General features: G+C 54.4%; 8 protein-coding genes. 3 read left to right on the top strand and 5 right to left on the bottom strand.

Annotated features, from left to right (window positions below):
- Positions 1-372 precede the first annotated feature (372 nt).
- Positions 373-2,559 carry a hypothetical protein gene (locus tag LOC67_RS26090; RefSeq protein WP_230265791.1) on the bottom strand — a complete coding sequence of 729 codons (2,187 nt, stop codon included), beginning with the start codon at positions 2,557-2,559 and terminating at the stop codon, positions 373-375.
- Positions 2,560-2,642: 83 nt separating this feature from the next.
- On the opposite strand from LOC67_RS26090, the gene LOC67_RS26085 reads away from it, so the two are divergent.
- The gene (locus tag LOC67_RS26085; RefSeq protein ID WP_230265790.1) at positions 2,643-2,936 is read left to right on the top strand and encodes a hypothetical protein; all 294 of its coding nucleotides are present in this window, start codon (positions 2,643-2,645) and stop codon (positions 2,934-2,936) included.
- Positions 2,937-4,170: 1,234 nt separating this feature from the next.
- Positions 4,171-6,012 carry a response regulator gene (locus tag LOC67_RS26080; protein WP_230265789.1) on the top strand — a complete coding sequence of 614 codons (1,842 nt, stop codon included), beginning with the start codon at positions 4,171-4,173 and terminating at the stop codon, positions 6,010-6,012.
- Between the two features lie 119 nt (positions 6,013-6,131).
- Here LOC67_RS26080 and LOC67_RS26075 read toward each other — a convergent pair whose 3' ends face one another.
- Together LOC67_RS26075 and LOC67_RS26070 are read right to left on the bottom strand one after the other, a co-directional pair.
- The gene (locus LOC67_RS26075; RefSeq protein WP_230265788.1) at positions 6,132-7,121 is read right to left on the bottom strand and encodes a tetratricopeptide repeat protein; all 990 of its coding nucleotides are present in this window, start codon (positions 7,119-7,121) and stop codon (positions 6,132-6,134) included.
- 483 nt (positions 7,122-7,604) lie between these two features.
- Entirely contained in the window at positions 7,605-8,594 is a 990-nt protein-coding gene (locus LOC67_RS26070; protein WP_230265787.1) for a S26 family signal peptidase, read from the bottom strand.
- A 483-nt stretch (positions 8,595-9,077) separates the two neighbouring features.
- Between LOC67_RS26070 and LOC67_RS26065 the strand changes: the two genes are divergently transcribed.
- Positions 9,078-10,088: a beta-ketoacyl-ACP synthase III gene (locus LOC67_RS26065; RefSeq protein ID WP_410001180.1), complete on the top strand. Its 1,011-nt coding sequence runs from the start codon at positions 9,078-9,080 to the stop codon at positions 10,086-10,088.
- A gap of 119 nt (positions 10,089-10,207) precedes the next feature.
- Here LOC67_RS26065 and LOC67_RS26060 read toward each other — a convergent pair whose 3' ends face one another.
- Together LOC67_RS26060 and xylB are read right to left on the bottom strand one after the other, a co-directional pair.
- The gene (locus tag LOC67_RS26060; RefSeq protein ID WP_230265785.1) at positions 10,208-10,996 is read right to left on the bottom strand and encodes an enoyl-CoA hydratase/isomerase family protein; all 789 of its coding nucleotides are present in this window, start codon (positions 10,994-10,996) and stop codon (positions 10,208-10,210) included.
- A gap of 100 nt (positions 10,997-11,096) precedes the next feature.
- Positions 11,097-12,617 (bottom strand): xylulokinase, encoded by a 1,521-nt coding sequence (gene xylB, locus LOC67_RS26055; protein ID WP_230265784.1) that lies wholly within the window; start codon positions 12,615-12,617, stop codon positions 11,097-11,099.
- Positions 12,618-12,910 lie beyond the last annotated feature (293 nt).

The raw sequence follows: 12,910 nt of genomic DNA, 5'->3' as shown, positions 1-12,910 counted from the left end.
GACAACATCAGCGGATGTATGTCTTTGAAAGCAACGATCGTGTCGCCCTAGGAGTAGCCTGCGGAATGATAGTGGCCCCTTGTGGTAGGCCGAGGGTTATGTGTCACAGAAAGGGGGGCGGTTGCGATGCAGGATTAAAGTGTGACGGATACGCTCAGTTGCTGCCTGTGTGGCATCCTGATTCACGATAACTGGCAGTGGGCTCGCTGCCGATGTTGTTGCTGGTAAAGACTGCACGATGCCGATTGTGACCGGATGCAAGAGTTTTCCCGAAACGTGCGTTGATGGTTCTTGCCGATAGCGCAAAAAGAAAACGGTCTCCAAGCGAAAACGCCTGGAGACCGTTTCTGGGTCAATCTTTATCGCGGTAAATTACTTTCCGCAGTCAGTGCAACCAGCACCTTCGGCAACTGGAGCAGCTTCGCCGCAAGACGAGCAACCGGCTGCCGAAGGGGCAGCGGTGCCGTAGCAGTAAACAGGAACCTTCACGGTGGTTGGAACTTGTTTGCAAACGCGGACTTGAACTTCCTTCATGGTTTCGACAGGAACTCGAACCTGGTAGGTCTCTGGTACTTCTTCGGTCACAGTTTCGTACACGGTGACGTTGTAAGTACGAGTGCGAGTTTCTGGTACACACACGGTGTACTTAACTTCTCGCTCACGAGTTTCTTCTTCCATGCGGCACTTGGTGACTTCGCGAGTACGAGTCTCTGTGGTGCAGGTCGTCTTGGGGACCGTGCGGACACGGGTTTCCATACGGGTCTTGCGAACAGGGACAGTGCAAGTGCGAGTCTCGGTGACCATCTTGGTTACAGGAACCATTTTGACCTGAGTCTCGTTGCGGTACTTGGTGACTTCGCATTCACGAGTTTCTTCGCGAGATTTCTGAACGCACACCATGCGGGTGCGGGTTTCGGGAGTCATTTCGCAGTAAGCAACTTCGCGGGTGCGTTCTTCCATGCGAGTCTTGCGAACAGGAACCGTTTTCGTGCGAGTCTCGATTTCGTAGTCGCAGTAAGGAACTTCGCGGGTGCGAGTTTCCAGACGGGTTTTACGAACAGGAACTTCACGAGTGCGAGTTTCCGTGCGGTACTTGGTCACGTTGCAAGTACGCTCTTCAGTGCGAGTTTTGCAAACCGTCACGGGACGGGTGCGTTGCTCGGTGCGGTACTTGGTAACGTTGACGGTGCACTTGCGAGTTTCTGGACGATACTTGGTCACAGGAACTTTCTTGACGCGGGTTTCGGTCTCGCAGCGTGTCGTGGTGTAGGTGTAAGGCTCTTCCATCGTTTGACGCTCGTAGGTCGTCACTGGGACTTCCTTGGTCACGATGTTAGGAACCCAGACCTTTTTGTAGGTCACCGAAGGGGCACAGGCGTTTCCGCAGCCAACCACTCCGCCGCCACAACCGCAGGGGCTGCTTCCACAGCCGGTGCTGCATCCGCCGCAGCTACCGCAAGCGCTGGTGCCGCATCCGCCGCACGCCGAGCTTGGGGTTTCGATCGCTTGGCATTGGTAGCTTCCGCAATCTTGCGTGACGGTCTTGGTTGTCGTTACAGGAACGCACTTGGTGATCGTGCGAGTTGCCGATTTGGTTTCCGTTACAGGAACTTGAACGGTGTATTCATGTTCGACTTCCTCGGTGTAAGGAACTTGAACGGTGTATTCGCGTTCAACAGGTTCGGTGTAAGGGACGCAAACCGCGTAGGCCTTCTCGATCGTTTCCGTGTATGGAACTTGAACGCTGTAGGTCTTCTGTTCGGTGTAAGGAACCTTGACGCAGTAAGTCTGCGTCACGTGGTCGGTGTATGGAACACAGACTTGGTACTCTTGAACGCGGGTCTTTTGGACCGGAACGCGGACTTGGTATTCCTTCTCGACTTGGTCGATGTAAGGAACGCAGACGTTGTAAGTCTCGGTGCGAGTTTTGCGAACAGGAACTTGAACGGTGTACTCTTGCTCGACCTGTTCGGTGAAAGGAACCATCACCTTGTACTGCTTCTTTTCCTTGTAGGGAACGCAGACGGTGAAAGTCTTTTCGACCTCGGTCGTTTTGGGGACCTGAACCTCGTAAGTCTTTTCAACTTGGTCGGTATAGGCAACGCAAACTTGGTACTCTTCTTCCACTTCGGTGGTTACCGGGATCGTCACCGTGTAGGGGACTTCTTCGGTGTAGCTGACGGGAACCATCACTTTGTACGATTCCTTCTTGGTGCGAACCTCGGGAACGTTGACCTGATAGGTCTGCTCGCGAGTTTCAACTTTCGCAACCTGGCGGGTCACGTTGCGCATACGAGTTTTCGTTTGGCACTCGTACGAGGTCACTGGAACCAATTTGGTTTCAGTCACCCACTGATTTTTCATGACCGTACGTTCTTCGTACGATACCGTCGGCGCGCTTGGTGCAGGCGTCGCGCATGGCGCCGACTCAGCACATGGCGTGACGCATGCTGCACCCGCAGCACATCCGCTGCAATCGCCGCATCCGGCGAATAGGTTGGCAGCGAGTAGCAATGCGGAGCTGACTCCAGCAAAGCCACGGACAAAACTCTTCAACATCCAGTGATTCCTCCAGGTGTTCTACACGGCGCTCTGGGCCAGTCTTAATCCGGGCCTTACTCAGAACTTTAACAATAAGCAAAATGCAACGATTGCAAGGTCTGGGGGTGTTGCCCAGACCATTGAATTTAGACCTGCCATATGCGCTGTCAACATTACAGAAGAAGCAGTTTTCGCAATTTGACAGTTTTGCCCAACCTGCACACTCGCAGTTAACAAATGGCGGGCCAGCTTCGTCGCACCACAACGCGAAAACTTTCCAGAAATCCCGTCCATTGGCACGGTTTTATTCAAGGAAGCATCAATTCATTCGCGTGAAACACCACGATGGCGATATGACGCCTGCGTTGTTTTTTTTGGGAATTGGCCGATTCTGAAATTGCCGCATCGATCGAGCGAGTCGATGGGCTGAAAGGTCAGCGTTCATGCTTGGTCGAAAGGAGACCAGCGTGATCGAATTGCGTTTGTCCTGTTGGACGCGTTGGATTTTGGCAATTCATTCAACCGTGGCTAGCGCCAACACGGCTCAGTATTGTGCGTGATTCCGATCAGCCGCAACGCGCCAGCGTGCGGTTAGGTGGGGAGGTTTAATCGGCGTCAAACTCATTCAACCGTGGCTAGCGCCAACACGGCTCAGTGTTGCGTGATTCTGATCAGCCGAAACGCGTTAGCGTCGGTTATGCGTGTTGGGTTCAGGCAATTCACTCAACCGCGGCTAGGACGCTGTTGTTGATTGAGTCCAGTTCTTGGTCGGCCCCAGTTGCCCCGTGGTTCCCGCGTTCCCTGTGTTTCCAGCATGCCTGGTCGCTGAGCGTGGGGGACTTTCTCGCGTTTTCGTGGACGGGTGGGAAATCAGCTGGCTGTGCTCTCGTGGGTTGAGGCAACCGTGGTTCGAAAACCTGTTTGCCAATTTTTCGAGGGCGGCAACTGAGATGAGAGGACGTGCCCGCGAATACTTTGCGGTGAGGCTTTTCACGTAGCAGACGCGGACCGCACCGATTTGCTAGATTGGCGAAGATGCTTCATTCAGTGGATGAGCGGCAGCCCTTAGCACTCGACTTGATTGGAGCTGAACGACGTTCAGATTTGGAACCGTATTGAAGCGAGAGGCGGTCTGACTTTGGTGGACCAACGAGCTCAAAACTGCGGTAAATCTGCGATGTCGGTGCGTGGTCCGCTGTATTGGGGAGCGGTTTCGTTATTGAAACGCCAGTGATTAAAACCACTTCAATTAGACGCGAGGCCGAATAAATCCGGCCCTCAAGTTGCAGTTGAGTTTGCCTCGTCGTACGGATTAACCGAAATTGTCTGGGCCTCGAATCGGGTCGAATTGGGTTAAGAGTTTTTTTGCAGCTTGTTGTCGTTTAGTTAGCGGCAGATGAAAGGACGCAAACCGCTCTTAATTGAAAACTGTAGCGCTATGAGTGTTCCGGAACAAATTCGCTACCGAGTAAAGGTGTATCGTCAGCCGTTTTCTCTTATCATTCAAGGTGAGTGGTTGCCGATGAACAGCAGTGGATGAATGGTCCGATCATTGGTCAAACCGAGCAGGCGGGCTCGAGAGATCCCATCCGCTCCATACGTTGTGTCGCGTGGTCAGAGGCGTCTTAAATGACACAATCGACATCCTCCTTCGATGCTGATAATCAATTCAGTCAAGGAGATCAGTCTGCACCGACGGAGGCTGAAGCCGGTAACAAACGGCTTATCTGCGTGGGCGAGATGTCCAGTTTGCCTCAGGGCTATAGCTCCGAGGACGTTCTGGTCCTGGATTCTTCGGCAACGGTGCTGGATCAGCTTTCCGATCAATGTATCGAAGGCGTGTGGATCGCACGAAATCTGTTACCTGAGTTAGGCGAGCTTCGTGGGCTTTGTCAAAGCGGTTTGATGCTGCGTGACTTTCCCGAAGGCGCAGCCCTACTGGATCAGAAAAACCGGGTGCTTTGGGCGAACCGTCGCTTGCGTCGCTGGTTTGACAAACTTGACATCGATCCGGTTGGCGACACCATCTACGGGATGATGGGCAATCCCGAGATCCTCGGTTCGGATCTTTGTCCCTTCCACACGGCTTTCACGACAGGCGAAGAAAGCAGCGGAACATTTCAAACCGAAAGTGGTCGCTACTATCAAGTCCGTGCCGCTCCGGTTGGCGATCATTCCCCACCGACGCAGCTCGTGATTACTGTCGGTGACATTACCGAAGAGATACTGCAGCAGCAAAAGCTTGCCGCAATCCACCGTGCCGGTCGTGAGTTGGCTGACCTTCGCCCCAGCGAAATCTTTCAGATGGGCGTCGATGAGCGGATCGAGCTTCTTAAAGACAATATCCGCCATTACCTGCAGGACCTTTTGAACTTCGACGTGATCGAGATTCGCTTGCTGGAGCAGGCGACAGGGCACCTATTGCCTCTGTTGAGCGTCGGAATCGATCAAGAGGCTGCCGATCGCCAGCTTTACGCTCACCCACACGGCAATGGAATCACGGGTTACGCAGCTTCCAGCGGTACAAGTTACCTCTGTTATGACGTGATCAACGATCCGCTGTTCATTCCTGGCGTTGCGAACTCACGCAGTTCGCTCACTGTACCGTTGATCTTGAATGATCAAGTTTTGGGCACGATCAACGTCGAAAGTCCTCAAGTCGCCGCATTCACTGAAAGTGATTTGCAGTTCTTGGAAATCTTTGCCCGCGATATCAGCTACGCACTCAACACGCTGGAATTGCTGGTCGCTCAAAAGGCTGATACTGCACAGCAGAGCTGCAACGCGATTCATAGTGCGGTCGCGATGCCGGTCGACGAAATTCTTAATGACGCCGTCAACGTGATGGAAGACTACATTGGGCACTCGCCCGAAATGGTCGATCGCATTCGGCGGATCTTGAAAAATGCTCGCGACATCAAGCAGACGATTCAGCAGATCGGACAACGGATGACGCCCCTGGAGGCGGTCCCCCCTGGAATTTCGCCCAACGAACACGCTTTGCTACGCGACAAGCGTATTCTGGTTGTCGACGAAGATGCGACCGTTCGCGAGGACGCTCACCGCTTGCTCGAACGATATGGTTGTGTTGTCGAGACGGCTCGTGGAGCTGTTCAGGCCGTACCGATGGTGCGTGATGCCGGTGAAGAAAACAAATACGATGTGATCATCAGCGACATCAAACTGCCCGAATACAGCGGGTTCCAGTTGATGATGAGGCTCAAAGAGCTAATCGACCCGGTCCCGATGATCTTGATGACAGGGTTCGGCTACGATCCCGGTCACTCGATCGTTAACGCGTTGCAGAATGGTTTGCACCCCAAGGCTCGCTTGTATAAACCGTTCCGTTTGGATCAGTTGATCGATGTCGTCAAAACCGTTCTTGAAGCCTACGGCCAAGCCGAAGCTGAAGAAGATGACTCGGAATCGCCAGTTGACGCGGATGAAGCAAAGAGCTTCTCACCAAAGTAGTCGCTTCAAAGTCTAGCCATTCGACGAGAGCGACAGAGTTTGACGCTCTCTGATTTCATTGGCTGATGGGCGCTCGCGTCTTTCTGATACCAATCGGCGAAAGCGGCGTTTCTGTAGACTCAGTTTTGCACGTTGTCAGCTGGCGAACGTGTCACCGACCAGCCTTCTGCGGGGGTACCCAACGCAAACGCTTCGTGATAGCTGCGTTGTGCGGTTTCAACCCAGACCGCGGTTCTCTGGTGGCGTTTGGTTGGTGCAAAAAGAATCGCTCGTTTTGCCAATTGGCGAGCGGCCGAGAAGTCTTGTTTGGCTGCTTTGGCAATCGCAAGGTTGTGCATCGCGGCAGTTGAAAGCGGGTTCCATCGCAACGCTTTTTGCCATTGCGTTTCCGCTTCGGGCCAGCGCCCTGTCGATGCGTAGTGGTTCCCAAGGAAGGTGTGCAGGCTTCCCGGTGAGATCCACGGTGTGTCTAAGCGCAGCCGATCGCGTTGGATCGAGGGAGCGATCAATGCCATGGTTTCGCGGACCATTGCGATCTCCAGCACCGCTTGCCGATCATTCAGCCATGCAAGGTCAGGGTACTTTTCAATGGCCGCATCGAACGTGACAACGACCGGTGTCCCGTTTTGATTGAGCTTTTCAGGGGAGCCGGGATTTTCTTTTTCGTGACCAGCGATCGGTGTCAAACACCACGACACGGTTAGACGCTCGTTGACCTGGTCTATAGGAATCGCTCTCCGCTGAGTCAGAATTTCCCCACGCAACAAGTATTGCACATCATGGCTTTTCGCCAGTGGCAGCAGTGAAACGTCGCTCTTGATCTGTTCCTGATGGGAAACCAACGCAATCGAGTTTTCACCAGATGGAGTCTCTGACTGTGCAGCCGATTCTGCCAGCGTTTCGTTTTCTAACGTATCAAGGCTGACGAGTTTGAACGCGCGTCCGTCATCGCGCGGTGTCGCGTCGATCAATCGTTTTTGAAGTGACCGCGCCGTTTCAGAGGGGCCAACGATTTCGGGCAACAACACTGTTTGTGCAACGGTCGAGCCGAGTTGCGGTTCTTGCCATCGGTGAACAGGTGCGGTGACTCGGCATCCAGAAATGAGCATCAACAAGGCAGCGGCAAGAATGACGATCGGGCGGATGCATGCTGTGATACGCGCACCGCTCCTGTTATCGAAACAGGGTGGGCGAGGTCGGAGGCAAGACCGAGCGGCGGGATTCGATGGGGCCATCATGCGGTTGCGATAAGAAATTCGCACCACTCAGGTCAAGAGCGCCCGGAAGTTCAGCGGGGTTGGGGAGTTTCCATGGCGTACTTCGAGCAACAGTCGAAAAGTCATCCTAAAGTACCCGGCACGCTAGGTCGTGCCGCCTGCTGTTGTATCTCGGGCGTCACAGGGACTGTGACGGGTACTATGAGCAAAGTACCCGGCACGCTGCGTCGTGCCGACTTCCCACAAACCCCACCCAGCAAAACCAACGCCCGGACGTCACAGGGACTGTGACGGGTACTATGAGCAATGTACCCGGCACGCTTCGTCGTGCCGATGAGTGATGTCGAAGAAGTCTGCTATACCAATGACGATGCGTTATCGTGAGTCGAGGAGTTTGATCACTTGGCCAAAGATCGCGTCCGCATGAATAGGCCCAAAATCACGGCTATCGACCGAGATTGGAACGTTATCTCCGACGACGAAATACTCCGATTCCTTCAGTGTCGTTGGATAGTTGACTTTCCGCCGTGAAACATCGTCGCGGTATTCGATATCCCGCTCGATCGTCAGCCGTTTGCGAACCTTGTCGGCCTCGACCTTCGAGCCTAACTCAATGGCGATGGGGCAGTTGTCGCTGAGTTCTGCAGGCGGCTGCAATTCGATTGGTGGTGCGGTTGCAAACCGTGATTGGGCTCCGCCGTCGACTAACTGAGTCGATGTGGCAACGCCTTCGAAGTGAAACAAGACATGGCGTCCATCGAATTGGGAGTCCAGCCGAAGGATGACGCGGTCGACCGCGTTTAGAGTGCGACGCACGCTTTGGTTTTCCGGGTAGTCGTCCAGGATCGGTGAAGGGTAGTCGGCTTGGTGCGAATTTTTGGAACGCAAAACCAACCACCGTTGCTCGCTCGATACAAACCAGTCGTCTGGTTTTTGAGTAACGGTCAGCAGTTTCGGCGGATGCGAAATAAGAGGCTTAAGCGAATTCAATCGATCCTCTAGCCGGATGCCGTCGACTAGAAGTCTGCCGTTCTTTCGGTCAATTGTTTGGCCGGGAAGTCCGGCAATGCGCTTGATATGGTCAGCACCGTTGTGATGGATCGCGACTAGGTCACCCGTGGAAAGTCGACGCGCGTCTGAACTGAGCGTCACCTGCTGGCCATCTTTCAGGGTCGGCGACATCGAATCGCCTTGGACTGCAAAGCGTTTTGGCGGGCTCGCCGGTTCCAATTCACCCTTGCGACGGTCTGGCTCGTCAGCAGGCAGATCTAGCTTGTGTTCGCTCGCTGGGGGGGGCAGGGTGGAGCCTAGTCGGAAGCCAGCGATCCAAACCGCGGCGACGGCAAGTGTGAAGGCGGTCCCCATGATGAACTTGTTTCGTTTTGACAACTTCGCACGAACAGGCAAGAGGGGAAGACAATCCGCCTTAGCGGGGCGGGAATTTCGGCCGGATGGTGATGCAACACGTTTCGGCTGACGCTCCGACGTTGCTCTCGTTATACTCTGAACCGACGTAGACATCGGTCAATGTGCCTCAGCGCAGGCCGGCCAAGTAAATTGTCGGTCCGCCGACGCCCTATTCGACTCGAATGATTCCGACGTACCGTTGATTCCGCTGCACGGTCATATTCGACTGCACGGTTATTCCGACTGCATGGTGCGATCGCATCGATTCAGGTCTTCGTCAGCCCTCATTCGATTGTTGCCTTGGATAGTATTTGCCTGATGCGAGATCAATCAACACTCCTTCACGAGAACCCGCCTGCTGCGGAAATGAATTCAGAGAACGAGACCAAGGACAGCTTGCAAGAGAAGCAAGCGACGGATGTCAAAGCAGCGCGTGGCCGAATGGGGATGGTACCGGGAGTCCGAATAATCGGCTCGGGAGCATTTGTCCCAGACAACCTCATTACGAATGAAGACTTGGCCGAGCTAGGTTGCGACAGTGAATGGATTGTCCGCCGGACAGGGATTCGGCAGCGTCGGCACGCGACACCCGATCAAGCGACGAGTGACCTTTGCTACGAAGCAGCGATTCGTTGCCTGGAAGACGCATCGGTGTCGATCGAAGAGATTGATTTGATCTTAGTTGCGACCATCACTCCAGATCATTTCACGCCATCGACCGCGTGTCATCTTCAAAGACGCTTGGGGGCGTTTGCACCCGCGATGGACATCGGTGCCGCGTGCGCCGGATTTATGTATGCGTTCACCACGGCGGCGCAATTCGTTGCCAACGGAAATGCAAAACGAGTCTTGGTTGTCGGCGCGGATTTGATGAGCCGATTGATTGACCCGAATGATAAAAAAACGTACCCGTTGTTTGGCGACGGAGCAGGAGCTGTCATCGTAGGTCCTGATGACGATGAAGCGTCCGTCGGCGAGGGCGCCGGTCCCGCTGGCATTCTGGCATATCAACTGGGCAGCGAAGGTTGCGGTGGCGAAATGCTCTGCATCCCAGCCGGTGGGACTCGTATGCAGTTGACCGAAGAGGCAAAAGCAGACGGGTTGCAGTATCTTCAGATGGACGGCCGAAACGTCTTTAAATGGGCGGTTCGTGTCTTTGACGAGAGCGCAAAAGATGTGCTGCGTGAAGCCGGTATCACGTCATCAGAACTTGCGTTGGTTGTTCTGCACCAGGCCAACCAGCGAATCATTGACTCGGCGGTTTCCGACTTGAACGTGTCTGCCGACAAGGTGTTTGTGAATCTGGATCGTTACGGCAATACGTCGGGAGCCAGTATTCCTTTGGCTCTTGATGAGGCGTTCAAGGCCGGGAAAATCAAGCGAGGCGACTATGTCTTGCTATGCGGATTCGGAAGCGGACTTGCGTGGGGAACCGCATTGCTCCGCTACTAAACGGAGCAGCGGGTCGCGGTAAATTGCTTGCCCACCGCAATAGGTGGGCATGATGACATTAGCGGCACTGTTGCCATCGGCGGCACCGTCACCATCAAGGCGCCGTTTCTATCGCCGCTTTAGGGCCACTGCGGTTCACGTTTATCGACGAACGAGTTGATGCCTTCGGATGCCGACTCGGTGTTGCAAAGTGTGGCGGCGGTTGCCGCACCACCGGCTAAGTTTGTTAGCAAGGTTTCACCGATCGCTTCGTTTAGGATTCGTTTGGTGGCTTGGACCGATTCACGCGGTGCTTGTCCGCATCGTTTTGCAAGGTCGTTAGCTTGCACCCAAATCTGATCGACCGAAGCGGTCTCGCAGCACATGCCCAGCCGGTAAGCTTCTTCGGAATCGATCGCGTCTCCGGAGAGCAGCAAGCGAGCAGCGATTGCGGCACCAAATCTGAATTCCAGCAATGGCGCGGTCAGTCCACCGATGAGGCCTCGATGGGCGGCATTGGCGACGAGCTTTGCCCTTTGCGACAGCACCATCAGATCGCAGGAAAGTGCGATCGCGAGTCCGGCACCGATTGCCGCACCGTCGATCGCGGCGATGATGGGCTTAGGAAACCGCAGCAGTGTCTCGCAAAGATCGGTCAGTTGCTGCCAAGCATCAAACCATTCCGGATGTGCGTCCATCGGATCAAGTGAAGTGATCTTGGCGAATTCCTTTAGGTCGACGCCGCTGCAGAAGTGATCGCCTCGGCCGATGAGGACCACCGCTGTCACTTTCTTCTCCTGATGGATATCACCGAAGGCTTCGATCAACTGATGGATCAGAGAAGCGTTTAACGCATTACACGCATCGGCGCGATCGATCACGATGGTCGCAACCGAATCGTTCAGTTTGATATCGACTTGTTGGTTCATGCTTGGCCAGTGGGGAAATCGAATAGAGAAGATTGATTCGGTGGCCAGTGCAGGCTTGTAGAGCGGATCTGCCAAGCCTGACCACTTTCTACATTGAACCTTATTGAAGTTCGGCTAGCGAGTGCATCGAATCAGCAAGGTCGCTGTAAAGTTTGCGGTAAACCGGGAACAGTTTGTCGTATGCCGCAGCCGCTTTGCGATCAACGCTGGTCGAATCCGCTTTTTCGATTGTGGCTTTGCAAGCCGATTGAATGTCTTTGTATGCCCCATCCCCAACCGCGGCCAACAGCGCGACGCCGTACGCCGGGCCCTGCTCGACTTTCAGTGTTGTGATCTTTTTGCCAAACACGTCGGCCTGCATTTGTCGCCAGAACGGGTTTTTGCTTCCGCCTCCAGAAGCCCTAATTTCTTTAACGGGAACGCCCAACGATTCGATGATTTCTAAACTGTCGCGAAGTGCAAAAGTGATGCCTTCCATGACGCTGCGGGTCATCGCACCGCGAGTGTGGGTCAGATTCAGTCCCACGAATGAACCGCGAGCGTTCGGGTCCGCGTGAGGTGTTCGTTCACCATTGAGGTAAGGCAGGAAGACAACGCCGCCACTGCCCGCAGCGATTTTCTGTGCTTCTGCGGTCGCTGCGGCGTAGGCGTCTTTTTCGCCGATTCCAGTTAGGCCTTGTAGAATCGATTCGACCCACCACTGAAGCGATCCGCCGCTGGTTAGGTTGACGCCCATCATGTGCCACGCGCCGTTGACCGCATGGCAAAACGTGTGCAGGCGGCCGGCCTGATCGTATTGTGGTTCATCACTATGGACAAACATTACACCACTGGTGCCGATCGAAGTGCTGAGGATGCCTTTTTTGACAACACCGTTGCCAACTGCGCCCGCGGCGCAGTCACCCGCACCGCCGACGACTTTGCAATCAGTCGTCAAGCCAAGTGCGGTGGCCGCTGCTTGAGTGAGCGTTCCCGTGACTTGTTCGCTTTCGACGACTTCGGGCAACAGGTCGGCATCAAGTTGCAGTTTCGAAAGAAGCTGCTTGGACCATTTACGTTTAACCACATCCAGCAGCAGCGTTCCGCTGGCGTCGCTGACCTCGCTGAAGAACTCACCCGTCAGGCGGCGTCGGATTTCGTCTTTTGGGAGCAGAACTTTTGCTAAGCGGTCAAAGTTTTTCGGCTCTTGATTGCGGAGCCAAAGGATCTTTGGGGCCTGAAAACCGGTGAGTGCCGGGTTGGCGACCATCTTGATCAACTTCTTTCGTCCGCCGGCGGCATTTGTAATTTCTTCACATTCGGCGGCCGTTCGCTGATCGTTCCAAAGTAGCGCCGGTCGGATGACATTGTTGTTGGCATCTAAGAACACGCTGCCGTGCATTTGCCCGCTTAAGCCGATGGCTTTGACATCTTGCGGCTTCAGCTTGGCTTTCTTCATGACAGCGTGGACCGTCTTGATGGTCGCGGCCCACCAGTCGTCCGGATCTTGCTGAGTCCAACCGGGCTTCGGTTGTTCCATCGGGTAGGTCGCATCGGCTTCCGCCAGCAATGCACCTTTTTCATCGATCAACAGTGTTTTGGTTCCGCTGGTGCCGACGTCAATTCCTAGATAGTGACTCATATTGAAAACCGAAGGAGGAGGGGGGGAAGGATTGCTTATCGGGCGTTATCCGATCGCCAGCAGCGTATGGCGGAGGAAACGAACCGGAATTAGTAAGATTGCGTATCGTACCGAGACGCAGCCTGCGTCGTCATTTGTCGATCAGACGGAACCGAATTGTTTTTCCGAAATTCGCGATCCGCCGGAGATTTTTTACGTCTTCGGGCATTCTCAGCTGGCTTGTGTTTTAGTTTTCCCGCGATCGATAAATCGCCACTCTCGAATCAATCTTTTTCCCCACCTGACAAGATGCA

This window comes from Stieleria sp. JC731, assembly GCF_020966635.1.
In the GTDB taxonomy this organism is placed as follows: Bacteria; Planctomycetota; Planctomycetia; order Pirellulales; family Pirellulaceae; genus Stieleria.
The sequence above is the reverse complement of the archived record's forward strand: the minus strand, read 5'-3'. Positions and strand labels throughout refer to the sequence as shown.